The organism is Apilactobacillus nanyangensis, from assembly GCF_016861915.1.
GTDB classification, from domain to species: Bacteria; Bacillota; Bacilli; order Lactobacillales; family Lactobacillaceae; genus Apilactobacillus; species Apilactobacillus nanyangensis.
The window spans coordinates 21,491-36,986 of the sequence record NZ_BOLX01000005.1 but is presented as its reverse complement, the minus strand read 5'-3'; the positions used below and the strand labels follow the sequence as shown (position 1 = coordinate 36,986).

Below are 15,496 nucleotides of genomic sequence, written 5' to 3'. Positions count from 1 at the left end.
CGCAATAAACATTAACAAACAGTAAGAAAATATATATAAACCATTATTTGTAATATTCCTTGGATTTAATATCCTCATTTTATTCCTCCTTGAGACTTATTATACTTTTTAAACACTTGTTCTATTATTTCATAATCATCTAATTTTCGTCCAAATGCGTATTTTGTATTTACAATTGATGATAAATAATCAACATCATCCTTTTTAAATACGTATGGTTTCCCAACGCCTTTAATCCAATCAATATATCTTGCGGCCATAAAACTAGATTGGGTCATTCTATAATCATCAGAATAATAGTCATATTTTTTATTAAGATCCTTTGGCTTTAAATCATGCAAAATGGTCTGTATATAAAACTCATCACCAGTGAAAGTATGTTTAAACATTCCAAAATCTTTAAAGTCTAATACTTTCTTTACATAGTCTATTTTCATTGAAAACCAATTACATCCTTTTTCAATATGTTTATTTTTTACACGATTAACATGAAATATTCTATTTAGATATTCTATGTTTTTTATAAACAAAAAAAATCTAATTCCACTTTTTAGATTAAGATGCCTTATTGGATAAAAGCCACTCATCCTTCTATATCTTGCTTTATCAAGATAATCTAAAAATCCAATGGCATATGGTTTATTGTAAAAATATTTTTTGAAATAATTTGGTGTCATTAGAGGCATATCGTTAGATGAGATTAAATGAACATACCCATAATTATTTGTATCATATACAGATTTTAATAACTCTCTTTCGACAATAGTTTGCATGTCCGTTCCCCAATGAACATTCTTTCTATCCTTTATGAAATATATGCTTGAATTTTTGCTATTAAAATGAGGAATATCGAATTTTTTATCCCAGTGTATGAAAAAATCGATATCTTTATCATCCAAAACATCTATGGTCCTTTGTGTAATATTCCCATTGCCATATCCCATTACCATAATGGCGTGTTTCATAATGATCTAACCCTTTCTTTGAAATATTGATATTGGTCTTTCACCTGATTTCACGGAATGTACAAAAGCTATATTTTTATTCACTTCGTTTCTCAATAAAGCAAAATCCTTTTCAGAATATTTGTATTCAGGAAAATAAAACCAGTTAAAATTATCTACCCTTAAATAATTAACAAGCCTTGAAGCCATTTGAGCGGATTTCATAATTCTCATTTTCCTCGAATATATACTATTATTCACAGAAAAATCATCAGGTTTAAGTTCTTTTAGTACCATTTGATTAAAGAAAGACATACCATCTAATGTATTATTAAATAATTCAACTTCAGAAAAGCTATTAATCTTTTCAACATATTTTCTAGGTAGAGAAAAATACTTGAATCCTTTTTCAATTTTTTGGGGATCTTTAATTTTATTAACATTGAATAAACGACCGATAACATTGACCAGCCTAACATATATCCCCGGTATTACATTCTTTTGTAAATCAATAAATTTAAATGGATATTTATGTTGAATTTGCCAAAATTCAAATTTTTCCAAATACTCTGAAAATCCAATTTTTATAGGTTTATTGCTAAAAAATTTTTTAAAATGTTTTTTATCCATTAATGGAAAATCGTTTAAATTAATAAGATGAAAATAATCATAATTATATTGCAATGCTTTTCTTATTAATATAAGCTCTGCTTGTATTTCAGAAAATTGCCCCCACTTAATAATGCTGCCTTCAATCAATCGTACTTTTGAAAATTTTGATTTTAATTTTGGAAGTTCACTTTTACCACTAACATATACTAAAAAATCAATGTCGACATCGTCTAAAATTTCTATTGTTTGTTGTAAGATATTAAAATCGCCATTCCCAGTTACCATAATAACCTGTCTCAAAAAATCACCTCTGAATTGATTTCAAATAAAAAATAGCCTTCATAAATAAATAAAAAACTATATTAGGGGTTACAAAAAGCATAAAACATAAAAATTTACAAGATAGGCCTTTACAATGCTCACAGTTTTTTAGAAATTTAGAATTCAATATACAAGATTTAATAATTTTCATTTGATTATATTGCCCATTACTTGAATTACGACGTAATGAATTAACTATAATAGAATAAGTCATTTTAACTTTTATATTATTTAAATATTTCTCATTTAAATTAAAGGATTTATAAATTCTTCTCAACGAAAAAAACATTCTAAGACTATCTCCGATTGCTTTATCGTTATATTTTAAAGTTACAGAATTTTCAGAGACAGCATAATTATAAAATGTATCATTAATAGAAAATACACTATCAATATTCATAAGTAAATCTAGATTAAATATTAAATCTTCTCCAATAGAAACGTTGGTTCTAAAAAGAATGTTATCTTCCAATAATTTTTTTCTTTTTATGATTTTTCCATGAAGTAAATGTATCATTCTATCCCTGTATAGAGGATAATAACTTTTAACGAATTCTTCAACACATGTTTTTCCTTCAAAATTAACACTCTCAACTTTAGCGTTTATTGACATGTTAGTTACAATCAAGTCATATCCAACATTGATTATATCAATGTTGTTTTCAAAAAATTTATAATCAATAGTATCATCAGAATCAACAAAACATATATAATCCCCTCTAGATGAAATTATGCCCACATTTCTTGATTTACTCACACCAGAATGAGTTATAGATATTAATTTAATATTTTTATTATCTAAAGAATACTTTTTAACTATAGACTCTGTTTCGTCAGTAGATCCATCATCAACCAAAATAATTTCATACTCTATGTTTTTGATTTGTAAAATACTATCAAGGCATCTGGATAATGTTTTAGAAGCATTATAGTAAGGTATTATAAAGCTTATCAAAATTGATCCTCCTCACAGGTTATATATTTCTTTATAACCATTCAAAAAATTATCTACTGAATAATTTTCTTCTACGTCAACAATGGCGTTCTCAGATATTTTTTTTACAACATTGTCATCAATACTATTAAAAGCATTATTGAAATCATTAGAATCATTAAAAACAATTCCGTTGTCATAGTTTATGATTGTATCTCTGTTACCTATCACATTAGACACTAAACAGCATTTCCCTAAAGCCATTGCCTCCAGCAACGATAATGGAAGGCCCTCCCATCTAGAGCACAGAACAAAAAACTTATACTTTTGAACCAAATCACACATTTCTTCTCTAGATAGCCAACCAGTTATTTTAATATTATCCGCATTTAATTCTGTTTTGTCTGGACCATCGCCTATCCAAACAAATGTAACATCAGGATTATGCAATGCGATTTCGTTGAACATTGTTGGATTCTTCTGATAACTAATTCTTCCGACTGTATAGACAACGTTTTTTAACTCATCAGTATCCCTATTTGCATATTTTTTAAAGTAAGAAGAATCTACAGCATTATTTACATATGTTGAATTTTTGTTAATCATTCTAGCATATTTAAATTCGCTTTTACCGCAAGCGATAGTTTTGGTATTAAGTTTACCCAAAACATATTCTAGTAAATAATACACAACTCTTTTCAATTTATTTGTATTTTTCATTAAAAAGGCATAGCCATGAGGTGTATAAAAAAAATTCACATTTTCAAACTTTTTGAAGTTTAAAAATTTGAGAATCCTACCTACGGCTCCTGCCTTTGAGGAATTAAGATGAACTATATCTGGATTTAGAGTTATCAGGTGCCTCTTAACTTCTTTATACGCTTTAATATCCGAAGTTGGATTTATAGACCTTTGAAAATTATGGATTTCAATCAATTCTATTTCATTATTAAATAGATCTTTAACGTTTACAGGGGTTTGATCTCTAACCCCATATAAAATGGTAACATCCGAATAGTCAGATATTCCATTAGCAAGAGTTATCAAATAACTCAACACTCCTCCACCAAGAGATTCAGCAATAAATACAATTCTTTTCCTCATAATTAACAAACCTCTAATATGCTCCATCTTTTTTTAAAACAATAATGATATTTTTAAGTAAAACTTTTAAATCAAACCAATAGGATGCATTATCAACATAATCCATCTCAATATCAGCTCTTTGTGGATATCCAATATTGCTTCTACCTTGAGCCTGCCACAAGCCCATTATACCTGGTTTTACAGATAATAGTTTTTTTGCATCATATTCTCTTAATTCAACTGCTACAACTGGTCTTGGTCCAACTAAAGACATGTCACCCTTAAGTACATTCAAAAATTGTGGTAATTCATCAATAGAAGTATTCCGCAAAATTGTACCTATTCTTGTCATTCTGACATCATCTCTAGGTTCTAATTTATAGTTATTTTCTAAATATTTTTTATATAGCGTTGGATTTTCCTTTAGCTTTTCATCTGCATTAACAACCATAGATCTGAACTTATACATATAAAATGTTTCACCATGTAATCCCATTCTACTTTGTTTGAAGAATATTGGACCTCTATCCCTTTTGTCGAAAATATAATAAACAAAAATAAATAAAGAAAAAAGCAAAATTAATAAAATTCCAAATAAACTTAGTATTATATCAGTCAGCCTCTTAAAAAAACGATATATACACTTATCATTTAACTTATTATATTCTGTACTATCTTTTTCCAATTAATTATCCCCCTAGAAAAAAGAACTAAAACTTTACGTAATGTTTTAATTATATCATTAGCACAAATATAACAAAAGACAAAAAAAGACATGAGAACAGCATCCTCATGTCTTTTTTTATCTCAAACTATCATTTATTACCTTTGATATTCTTTGTTGTTCTGCACCTGAAACATCTTGGAATGAGACTCCATACTCATTATCATTAGTTCCATGAGCATAATCATTTTTGACGTTCTTATTTGTTCCACGATAATTAAGTGCTAGTTTTGTCATGTCACCCATTGTTAAATCAGTTTTCAAATTCTTAGAAATAGAATCCAAAAAACCTGTATTTACAACCGTTTTATATGATATTGCTTTTCTAATTAAAGCTGTAAGCACAAGTCTTTGACGAGCCTGACGTCCATAGTCACCTTGTGGATCTTGATATCTCATATTAGAGAACCACATTGCCTTAGTTCCATCCATGTGTTCCTCGACACCCTTAGTATAATGTTCTCCTTGATAATCGAAAGTTAATGGAGAAACAACATCAACCCCACCAACTTGATCAATAGCCTTCTTTAATCCACCTAAACTCAAAGTTACATAGTAATCAATTGGAATACTGAAGTGGCTTTCTACAGCATTAATTGCTTCTTTAACTCCACCATATGTATAGGCAGCATTAATCTTTGATGGTGAGTATTGTGGAAAGTCAGGTAAATTAACCTTCATATCACGAGGAATACTTACCATTGTGGTAGTTTCTGTTTTAGGGTTTAAAGTTACAACCATCATACTATCGGTACGACCTTTATAACTTCTACCGCCAAAATCAGTATCAGTACCCATAAATAATAGTGAAATAGGCTTGTTACTATTTAAGGCATCATCAGCATTTCTCATTGATTTCGCACCTGATGATTGATAAATCTTATTTGCTACATTTGATACGTTTCGATATGCAGCAAATGCTCCAACACCGAATAAAATTACAATAATTGCAATAATCCATAAAGTTACTTTTTTCCATGTTTTCATGCGTTTCTTAGGAGACTTTTTTCTACTAACTCTACTCATGTTTTCGTCGTTATTCACACTTCTCACTCTTTCCATATAATATTTTTATGTATAACGTTAGAAACATTATACAACAAAATTTTTCATTGGCACCTAAAAATTATTGTAATCGTCTTATATTACAAATTCAAGACAGGAAAAATCATATATATGCCAAAGGCCATTACAATAAATGACAAAAATATTACAATTTTTTTATACATTCCGTGCATTCTGTAACTTTTTGGTAATGCCTTATGCTCTAGCATCAATAAAAACCCTAAGACAATTGGTACCATTAAGGCATTTATTACTTCAACGGTAATTGCGATTGATACTAAATCCTCATTCCATAGTACGAGGGCTGCACTGACTATTAAAACTAACGCATACATACTATAGAAACCAAGATTAGAACGATTAAGCCGTTCATTTAGACTGTGCTTCCAATCTAATACCTCTGTCATCCCCCAAGTTCCTGCCAACACAACCACAATCGCGGCAACTAATGCTCCACCTAGAATACTAGATCCCATAATTGCTTTTGCTGGTGTCATTCCGATATATTGACCAATTGAAGTTACTAAATCTCCTACAGTTTCCTCATTTGCATGTAAATGACTACTAAATACTGTTGCAGCAAACAGAACAATGAATCCAATCATAATTCCCTGAGTTATAAAAGTACCGACTATTGTATCTGTTTGCTCTTTTTTTATCATTTTAGGTTCCAATCCTTTATCAACAACTGCGCTTTGTTGATAAAAGATCATCCATGGCATTATTACAGCTCCGACATTTGCTGCTACCAAATATACATAAGATGAATCATTTAACGGAATTGATTGAATGCCATCAATAATTGAGTTCATGCTTGGATGAACCATAAAGATTCCAATAATAAATGTTAATTCAAATAATCCAAAAATAATTCCAATCTTTTCAACACGACGATAACTACCTAAGAATGCAATCAAGATTAAAACCATTGTACTTAGTGGAACAGTAATCCATCTTGAGATACCAAAAAGTTCCCCAACACCTGCAATACCAATAAACTCGGTTAGCAATGCACCAATCGTTGAAATCATTAAAGTAATGGCTGACACATATGCCCAAAACTTACCAAAATATTCTCTAATTAGCTCACCATGTCCTTTTTTAGTCACAATTCCCAAACGAACTGTCATTTCTTGTACCATAAACAGAATTGGAATTAACAACAGCTGCGGCAAAATCATTGAATAACCATAACTAGCTCCAGACTGTGCTGCTGTAATTAAGCATCCTGCATCAGTGTCAGCAAGCATAACAATCAGCCCTGGGCCAATTACAATTAGCCAATTTTTTAGCTCCTGGAAAAATCGTTTAAAACGATCACCCGATTTGTTATTAATTTCTGAATCAATTCTTTCTTTCATCAATAAATGTCCTTTCATTTTATTTATCTCTCTACAATCAGGGTATTCAATTGTACAAAAAATTTTTTAAATAGACAAAGGGGTTGTTATTTTTTCATAACAACCCCTTTGTCTATTTACTTGGAATTTTATCAACGTTATCAAATAATTGATAGAACAGTTTTTGATTATCTTTTCCTAGAATTCTTGCGACATTAAAATTCTTAATTTGAACTCGTTTATTGATCGACTTAATATAAACAACCTTTTCAATAATAGTGTTGGGACTTTGGCTTGGATTTAGATGTATTACGTTATTTGGATTTTCCTTATATTGTTCCACCGAATCAGCTAAATTGTAGCTAGGCATGATGTAATTATTGAATTGATTACTGCCTAAGAATCCAACGTTCATTCCGATAATGATGGTTAGTCCCACCGCCAATATCGATGTCATAAAGTAATTAGACAAACGACTCAGTGGCTTCTTCATCATTTGAGAAACAATCGTCATCATGAAGAAGATTACCACTGCGTATGCTGGATAAGCATATCTAGCAATGTAAATTGGTCTTACCGCTACAGAAATTGCAATCCCAGTCAAAGTGGTTAATACAAAGACCAACAATACAATGGTTAATGTCGATTTGAACTTCTTGGGCATATTTAGATATGCCCAAATAGTTGGATATATTAGCAATACTATAAAGGCAATCGCATAGTATTGACCACCATTATCGGTAAACACATCCGCAAATAAGTTCACGAAATTATTGATAATATTTTCGACGTTTACTGGTGGAATCCAGTAGGAGGATGATACCTGTTGGGCTTGTGCAAATGCGACAACTCCCCACGGAACAAACATTACTAAAAAGACGATAATTCCACGTAAGATGGCGTTCCCGTCGTATCTATTAAATTGGAATTTAACGAAGTATAAGAACAGCATCCATCCGGCTGCAACGGCCGCAAAGTAATGGATATACGATGCAAATGAAGCAAAGATGATCGCTAGGAAAATGTGGCCAATCTTTTGCGAGTTATCGTAGTGCTGCAATTGGTTCAATACCAACGCTAAGAACAGTGCAGCTAAGGCGTACATCCTAATCTGCGTAGAGTATCTCATAATACTTGGCGCTAGAAAAAAGCCCGCCCATTGAATGGCGTTGGCCCCCGGAACGCCCAAGTTTTTCACCGTCTTGGACAGTGTTAAAAACGTTAAGATTGCTAATATGTATGAAAATAATCGCGCAATAATGACCTTCGTGAATAACGAATTCGTCCAAAAAGCAGTGATATTCAAGAAGAATTTTAATACTATATAGTAAAAAGGTGGATGTACATCCATCGAATCCAGTCTGATTATATCCCCGTAGTTATGTCCTACCAATGCCATCGTGAAACTTTCGTCACGCCAAATCGTTGGGTGCATGAAAAATAACATATATGCAATTGATATTAAAAATAGACACAATGTAAGTTTGGCCTTCTTATTCATCAGACGATCACACCTCTTTATTTATTACTACTAATTATATCAGAGCTTAGAAGGTGTGTCTTTTTTTGCCACATAATTATTGCACAATCAAAATTTGTTGAATGGCTAATACCATTTCATCGTCTTCGGTCATAATTGTGACTTGATTGGGTTGTAAGTTCATTACAATCCCGTTTATTACGCTCTTATTTCCATCATCATTAACATAGGTAATCTCTGTTTTTACGTGTTTTTCACCCTTGTGTTCTAATTCCTCGTGAACACTTTGAAAATCCATATACATAAAGCTATCATCGAAGGCTTCCTTGTGCTCTTTTCTAAGGGCACTGACGTGATCAGAAAGCATAAAACCTTGCCACTTAAGCATTCCTCTATCGTGATAATAGTAATCAAAGAAGTTTTGAACAGTCTTATCGTCAATGTGATGATTTAACAAGTTTATCCAACCTTTCTTTTGGGACGCTGAATGTATGAATTTCGACTATCCCATTTGATTCCTTCAAATCCAGCAAATACAATCGTTAACTTTAAGTCCTGTTCAATTAAGTTTAGAATTTCTTCCAGGTCAGCAATCCATGTACTTTCAACGTGATGAAGTGGTGTCACTCTAGTGATGTGCCCCGGTTTATATCTAATCATGTAGAAATTAAATTGATGGTCGTAATGATCAAATACAACCTTAATCCTGTATTGAACGTTATATTCACGTTTAAATAATGTTTTTGCTCTATCTAGTATTAGCTTTGCTGTTTGTTGATTAGTCATATGCATTTCCTCCATTGTGACCGCCTACTAATCCTGAACGTTTTAACATTGTGCCGCCCTTTTCAAGACTATGACCTTTAAAAATGGCGGTAGAACCAAATTTGTCCCTGATTTCATCTGCTACTTTATCAATTTTTGATTTCTTAATTTGCACTTCTGGATCATCGAAAATGTCTAATTGTTGGGCATTACTGCTGCTTAGTCTGGTATATGAGACACCAACATTTCTAATTCGTTCCCCATGCCAATATTTATGAAATAAATCCATGACTGCTCCGACCAATTCACGGTTATCCGAAGTCGTGGTAATTTTTTGTTCATGAGAAATACTGGTCCTATCGCTACCTTCACTTTCTACGTATGAAAAACCAAGGTAAAGATGAACGCAGCTGGTTTGTTTCTTTCTGTGGCGCAAACGAGATGCCACCTGTTCGGCAATTTCAGTAATAACAACCTCTAGCTCATGCTTGTCCTTGTAGTCCCTTGGTAGCACCTGGGAATTGGACAATCCCTTATCTTTGATTGGCACCTTTTGGTCCAATTGAGCACGGTCAATCCCCCACGCAATCGCGAAAAGTTGATACCCCATCACTCCTAGGTGAGCCTTTAATTGATATGGGTCGGTTCTCGCCAAGTCTCCCAGGTTATGAATACCCAGTTTAGCTAGGTTTTCAGCGGTATGTTTACCGATACTCCAAATCTTATCAATGGGCTCGATTGGCCAAACGTTTTTAGCGAAGGTGTCATAAGTTAGCTGTCCTACCAAATCCTTATTGTGCTTAGCAAAAAGGTCCAACGCTAACTTAGCTTGAACGGGATTGTCACCAATTCCTACGGTCGTGTATAGGCCAAGTCGTTGTCTGACCGTCTTTTGGATTTTTCTGGCAACTTCGGCGGGACTATCACCAAACAATTGCCACGTATGAGTCAAGTCTAAGATGGTCTCATCAATCGAGTATGGAAAACAGTGTTCTTCATCTGCGAACTCGTGGAAAATTTTATTGATTGCCAAATTCTTTTGAATGTACAAATTCATCCTTGGAGGAACCACAATTAATGAATCATCCCAAGGCAAATCCCGTTTTCTAGTCACGTTCGTAATGTGGAATCTCTTCTTAGCTGTTGGAGAAGATGCTAAGATCAATCCACCGTTCGTATTGTCTTGATCAGACATCACAACAAGACTTGCAGTTAAAGGGTTCAATCCTAATTGAACACACTCAACACTGGCATAAAACGACTTATTATCAATGACCATAAAGACCCCTTTGGGTTCTTTTGAATAATCCATTTTGGGTTCCTCCTTTCAGTAAAATATATTATACGAACAAATGTTCTTTTTTGCAAACAAAAAAACAGACCGTTTTTCGATCTGTCGTCATAAGCCTTTTTTAATGAATAAACACTGTAACAAGTGTTATTAAACCAAAAATAACTCCCGGAACATTTGAAATAATTAAAGGCCAATCTTTGTAGGTCTTAAACCAACCATATAGTGTCCACAAGGTAGCGTTAATAGTGGCAACAAATGGTTGAATTGGGCTAACTGGGTTACCAGAAAAGTTTTGCATAATTTCTGGAATGTAAGCAATGTACATTAGTGATGAAGTAAAGATAGCCACTTTACTCATAATTTTTAGATTACGAATTCGTTTGTCAGAAACTTCTCTTCGTTGATTTTTTGGAACATAATTATCAATCTTCATTGTATATATCTCCTCTATGCATACTGAAAAATTGACAGCTATTTTTTGGTTTATAGTATATTAATATTATATCACTGACGTTTCAAGAGGTTTCTTAAGAAAAGTATAAAATTGGTTAAACTTCTTTACCAATTTTATTTGACTTTTTTCTAATCCAGTTTTAATATAATGACAAATAAACGATTGCGATGAGAAAGTTGAGTAATAACTGACATCAACCAAAGCGAGCTTCGTCTGGTGAAAGGAAGCATTGATTGGGTTACGAAAATCCCTTTCGAGCGATGTACTGAACAAAAAGTAAAGTGCATGGGGAGCGCCCCTTACAGCGTCAGCGTATGTTAGTACGTCAAGGTAGCTTTTTTAGCTACGAATGTAAGGTGGTACCGTGTCGAATGACGCCCTTAGTCTAATTGTAAAGTTAGATTAAGGGCGTTTTTTTGTGCCCCGCAATCGGTTAATTACTACATAAAAAAGGAGATGATGACATGGATAGTCCGATTAATATTTTACACATAGCGATTCAATTCAAACACATACATTTTTTAAAGGAGTTTTATTATGGAAGACTTAAACAAAAAGCCATTATCAGTCAAACAATATCTAGTCGTCAGTTCACTGTTATTCGCACTATTCTTTGGTGCTGGTAACTTAATTTTCCCACTTCACTTAGGCCAACTAGCTGGTGCTCATTGGTTCACCGCCATGCTTGGTTTCTTATGTACAGGAGTTGTATTACCCTTACTATCAGTTCTAGCCATCAGTGTGACTCGTTCAAAGGGTGTCTATGACATCGGAACTCCACTGGGATCAACATTCGCATTGGTATTCATGGTATTAATCCACGCTACCATCGGACCACTATTCGGAACTCCTCGTACCGTACCGTTCCTTTTGCAGTCGGTGTTCAACCATTACTACCAAGTAACTTTATGCACTATGGTTTGCTAGTATTCTCATTCTTATTCTTTTTAGCCGCATTCCTTCTTTCATACAAGGAATCATCAATCATGGCTAGCGTTGGTAAACTATTGAACCCCATCTTTTTAGTATTACTATTCGTTGTATTCTTCTTGGCATTCCTACATCCAATGAGCTCAGCGGGTAGCCAACCAGTCACTGCCGCTTATCAAAACGGATCATTCTTCAACGGTTTCTTGGAAGGTTATAACACCATGGATGCCCTAGCTGGTCTTGCGTTCGGTGTTACCGTCGTAACCGCTGTTAATCAACTTGGTAAAACAAATCCATTTAGCAACGCCAAGGTAACGGCAAAAGCCGGTTTTCTTGCTGAATCCCTAGTGGGATTAATCTACGTTGTCCTAATCTGGTTAGGTGCCACTACTCTAGGTCAATTCAAAGCCTCAGCAGATGGTGGTGTCGCATTTAACCAATTAATGACCTACTACTTAGGTGCAACTGGACATGCCCTACTAGCAACATTACTAACCCTTACATGTCTAACTACTGCCATGGGATTAGTTGCTGCATTCGCACAAGATTTCCACAAACATTTCCCAGCATTAAGCTACGTTCAATGGTTAGGATTAATGTGTGTTGCATCATTTCTAACTGCTAACTTTGGTCTAGACACAATCATCCAATGGTCAACTCCAATGCTAATGTTTTTATACCCATTTGCAATGGTATTAATCCTGCTATCAGTATTCTCGCCACTATTCAAACGCGACTCTATGGTCTACTTCTGGGTAGTGCTACTAACTACAGTCCCTGCATTAATGGACATGCTAGCATCATTCCCACCAGTTGTATCTCAAAGTGCATTCGCCAAGATGGTCGGCAACTTCCAACAAAGCTATCTTCCATTGGCATCAATCGGAATGGATTGGGTTCCATTTGCAGTCGTTGGTTTACTACTTGGCCTAATGTGTCACTGGTATAAAAATAAAAAATATTTGCAAACCGTTACGGAATAACGTTTAAACAAACAATCAGAGTTGAGCGAAATGTTCAACTCTTTTTTTATTATTCAAGAGTGATAACATACTTAAGTAAGAGAGGAAGTGCTATTTTGAAAAGTAAAAAAGTAATCATTTCTGTTATATCAATTGTTGCTGTTATCATTCTAGGATCAGTGGCCTTTGCATCTGTTAGCCAAAACAGCAACCAAAGTACCCACAAGTCTGCTCAATCAAGCAGTTCAAAGGCAACAAGCACTACTGTTTCTACCAATAGTAGCAGTAGTACAACATCTTCTATGTCGTCTAGTTCAAGCAGCCAAAAACAGCCTGCTAAGCAAAAAGAACAACCAAAGCAATATACTATTTCAATCCCTGCTAATCCAGTCTACAAACCAATCACCCACGATTTTTATGGTAACTGGTACTACGGAAATCAAGTCAAGATTCAAGTGGGTGACTACATCTTTAGAGGCGATCATCCTACCGATCCAGTCTCTGGTCCTGGTCCATTAGTAATGGAAAGATATCGTACAACTAACGCTGTATACATTCGATCATTATACGAAATTAACACATACTGGCCTGCCACACTAAAGGTCAATGGTGATGAAAGTTACAACGTCATGGTCACAAGTAATGCTGATAAATTCAATGATTTTAAGATTTACACATCTGTTCCAACTAAAAAACCAATTAAGGAATATGTCTTTAAACAAAGTCATCCTGAATTGGTAGACAAGAAATTCATTTCTACCGATGAATTAGATTCTCTAAAATAAGATTTGACTTTCATAAATTTTGCTGATATATTTTTTATATTCAATAAATCAGTTTAAAAAAGCGATGAAAAAGCAGAGTAACAATTCAGCTAGTTCAAGAGAGTCCCTACTTTCTGGAAACGGGATAACTACTAAATTGCGAAAGTATCTTTGGAGCTATATACCGAAATCCATTGGAGAGTAACGTATATTGGGTACACCCATTACAGTGTTAGCGTATGTTAGTACGTGAAGTGGCTAGACTATTTGTCTAGCAATTAAAGGTGGTACCGTGCACAAAGCACCCTTGGTTCAATACGAGCTAAGGGTGCTTTTTTATTGCTTTAAAAAAAGGAGATGATGGTTATGAAAAACGTTGTGAGTAGTTAGCACTAATGACAAATCAAAAAAACAATTATTAAAGGAGAGCTTATTATGCAAGACGAAATCAAAGACATTAATACAAAGCCATTGTCGATCAAACAATATCTAATCATCGGTTCAATGCTATTCGCACTATTCTTCGGTGCAGGTAATTTAATCTTCCCTATTCATTTAGGTCAATTATCAGGTGCTAACTGGGTACCTGCGATGCTAGGTTTTCTAGCTTCTGGAGTATTGTTACCATTACTATCAGTTCTATCAATTAGTATCTCTCGTGCAAAGGGAGTATACGACATCGCCAAACCGCTTGGCCCAGTATTTGCAATTATTTTCTTGGTACTAGTTCATTCAACATTAGGACCATTATTTGCAACACCTAGAACTGCTAGTGTTAACTTTACCGTTGGGATTCAACCATTTATCCCTGATCACTACATCAAATTAGCAATGTTTATCTTCACAGCATTATTCTTCATTGCTACATTCTACCTTTCATATCGAACTTCAAGTATTATCGATAACCTAGGTAAGATTTTAAACCCATTATTCTTGGCACTATTATTCCTAGCATTCCTATTGGCATTCTTACATCCAATGGGTGCTGCATCAGCACAACCAATTACTCAAGCTTATCAACACCAATCATTCTTCAATGGTTTCCTACAAGGTTACAACACCATGGATGCATTGGCCGGACTAGCCTTTGGGGTTACCGTTGTTTCCGCTGTTAATCAACTGGGTAAGACATCCCCTAAATCAAACGCAAAGGTAACTGCCAGAGCTGGTCTAATCTCAGAAGCATTGGTTGGAATCATCTACATCATCTTAATCTGGATTGGTGCAACTTCATTGAACTTATTCAAGATTAGTACTGATGACGGTGGAACTACCTTTAACCAATTCATGGGTCACTACTTAGGGATTACCGGTCACGCATTACTAGCAACATTGATGACTCTAACATGTGTTACCACTGCCGTAGGTTTAGTTGCTGCATTCGCACAAGATTTTCATGAACACTTCCCACGTTTTTCATACCACCAATGGTTAGCATTTAACTGTTTCGTATCGTTTATTATCGCAAACGAAGGACTATCACTTATCATCACATGGTCTACACCAGTATTGATGTTCCTATATCCATTTGCGATTGTATTAATTATATTGGCGTTATGCTCACCATTGTTTAACAAGGATCGAAACGTTTATCTATTTACCATCATCTTTACCTTAGTTCCTGCCTTCTTTGACATGTTAGCTAGTTTTCCACCAGTAATCTCTAACATTTCATTCATCCGTACTTTAATTAACTTTGAACAAAATCTATTACCATTTGCATCAATTGGAATGGACTGGGTAATCCCAGCGCTTATCGGTGCAATCATCGGACTAATTATATACAAAGTTTCAAAACGTAATAAATAAAAACTTAATAAA

General features: G+C 34.0%; 14 protein-coding genes, 1 pseudogene and 2 other annotated features. Of the genes and pseudogenes, 3 read left to right on the top strand and 12 right to left on the bottom strand.

Translation table 11 applies throughout. The features are described 5' to 3' along the window. Positions 1–74: 74 nt before the first annotated feature. From JUD45_RS02170 to JUD45_RS02115, 12 genes are all read right to left on the bottom strand, one after another. Complete coding sequence (locus JUD45_RS02170) at positions 75–965, bottom strand: beta-1,6-N-acetylglucosaminyltransferase (protein WP_203619574.1); 891 nt, start codon at positions 963–965, stop codon at positions 75–77. 6 nt (positions 966–971) lie between these two features. Continuing rightward, entirely contained in the window at positions 972–1,856 is an 885-nt protein-coding gene (locus tag JUD45_RS02165) for a beta-1,6-N-acetylglucosaminyltransferase (RefSeq protein WP_203619573.1), read from the bottom strand. A gap of 4 nt (positions 1,857–1,860) precedes the next feature. Further along, positions 1,861–2,832, bottom strand: a complete 972-nt coding sequence (locus JUD45_RS02160; protein WP_203619572.1) for a glycosyltransferase family 2 protein — start codon at positions 2,830–2,832, stop codon at positions 1,861–1,863. A 12-nt stretch (positions 2,833–2,844) separates the two neighbouring features. Continuing rightward, the gene (locus tag JUD45_RS02155; protein ID WP_203619571.1) at positions 2,845–3,915 is read right to left on the bottom strand and encodes a glycosyltransferase; all 1,071 of its coding nucleotides are present in this window, start codon (positions 3,913–3,915) and stop codon (positions 2,845–2,847) included. Positions 3,916–3,928: 13 nt separating this feature from the next. Beyond that, complete coding sequence (locus JUD45_RS02150; RefSeq protein ID WP_236018473.1) at positions 3,929–4,582, bottom strand: sugar transferase; 654 nt, start codon at positions 4,580–4,582, stop codon at positions 3,929–3,931. Positions 4,583–4,699: 117 nt separating this feature from the next. Beyond that, positions 4,700–5,683, bottom strand: a complete 984-nt coding sequence (locus JUD45_RS02145; protein ID WP_438800467.1) for an LCP family protein — start codon at positions 5,681–5,683, stop codon at positions 4,700–4,702. An 83-nt stretch (positions 5,684–5,766) separates the two neighbouring features. Beyond that, positions 5,767–7,047: an NRAMP family divalent metal transporter gene (locus JUD45_RS02140; RefSeq protein WP_236018471.1), complete on the bottom strand. Its 1,281-nt coding sequence runs from the start codon at positions 7,045–7,047 to the stop codon at positions 5,767–5,769. A gap of 112 nt (positions 7,048–7,159) precedes the next feature. Continuing rightward, positions 7,160–8,155, bottom strand: a complete 996-nt coding sequence (locus JUD45_RS02135) for a hypothetical protein (RefSeq protein WP_203619570.1) — start codon at positions 8,153–8,155, stop codon at positions 7,160–7,162. A gap of 448 nt (positions 8,156–8,603) precedes the next feature. Next, positions 8,604–8,963 carry a hypothetical protein gene (locus JUD45_RS02130; RefSeq protein WP_187155557.1) on the bottom strand — a complete coding sequence of 120 codons (360 nt, stop codon included), beginning with the start codon at positions 8,961–8,963 and terminating at the stop codon, positions 8,604–8,606. A 2-nt stretch (positions 8,964–8,965) separates the two neighbouring features. Continuing rightward, a complete protein-coding gene (locus tag JUD45_RS02125; protein ID WP_203619569.1) occupies positions 8,966–9,292 on the bottom strand; it encodes a hypothetical protein in 327 nt (108 codons plus the stop codon). Next, complete coding sequence (locus JUD45_RS02120; protein WP_203619568.1) at positions 9,285–10,583, bottom strand: Y-family DNA polymerase; 1,299 nt, start codon at positions 10,581–10,583, stop codon at positions 9,285–9,287. Before JUD45_RS02120 ends, JUD45_RS02125 begins: the two co-directional genes overlap by 8 nt. A 100-nt stretch (positions 10,584–10,683) precedes the next feature. Further along, on the bottom strand, positions 10,684–10,923 hold the full coding sequence (locus tag JUD45_RS02115) for a SemiSWEET family transporter (RefSeq protein ID WP_250232887.1): 240 nt from the start codon (positions 10,921–10,923) through the stop codon (positions 10,684–10,686). Positions 10,924–11,177: 254 nt separating this feature from the next. Then, positions 11,178–11,404, top strand: a binding site (T-box leader). Positions 11,405–11,556: 152 nt separating this feature from the next. Between JUD45_RS02115 and brnQ (JUD45_RS02110) the strand changes: the two are divergent. From brnQ (JUD45_RS02110) to brnQ (JUD45_RS02100), 3 genes and pseudogenes are all read left to right on the top strand, one after another. Then, positions 11,557–12,932 (top strand): annotated as a pseudogene (gene brnQ / locus JUD45_RS02110) (branched-chain amino acid transport system II carrier protein). A gap of 95 nt (positions 12,933–13,027) precedes the next feature. Continuing rightward, positions 13,028–13,696, top strand: coding sequence for a hypothetical protein (locus JUD45_RS02105; protein WP_187155562.1), 669 nt, complete (start codon positions 13,028–13,030; stop codon positions 13,694–13,696). Positions 13,697–13,751: 55 nt separating this feature from the next. Continuing rightward, positions 13,752–13,987: a binding site (T-box leader), on the top strand. 123 nt (positions 13,988–14,110) lie between these two features. After that, positions 14,111–15,484, top strand: coding sequence for a branched-chain amino acid transport system II carrier protein (gene brnQ / locus JUD45_RS02100; protein WP_203619567.1), 1,374 nt, complete (start codon positions 14,111–14,113; stop codon positions 15,482–15,484). The last annotated feature ends 12 nt before the right edge of the window (positions 15,485–15,496 follow it).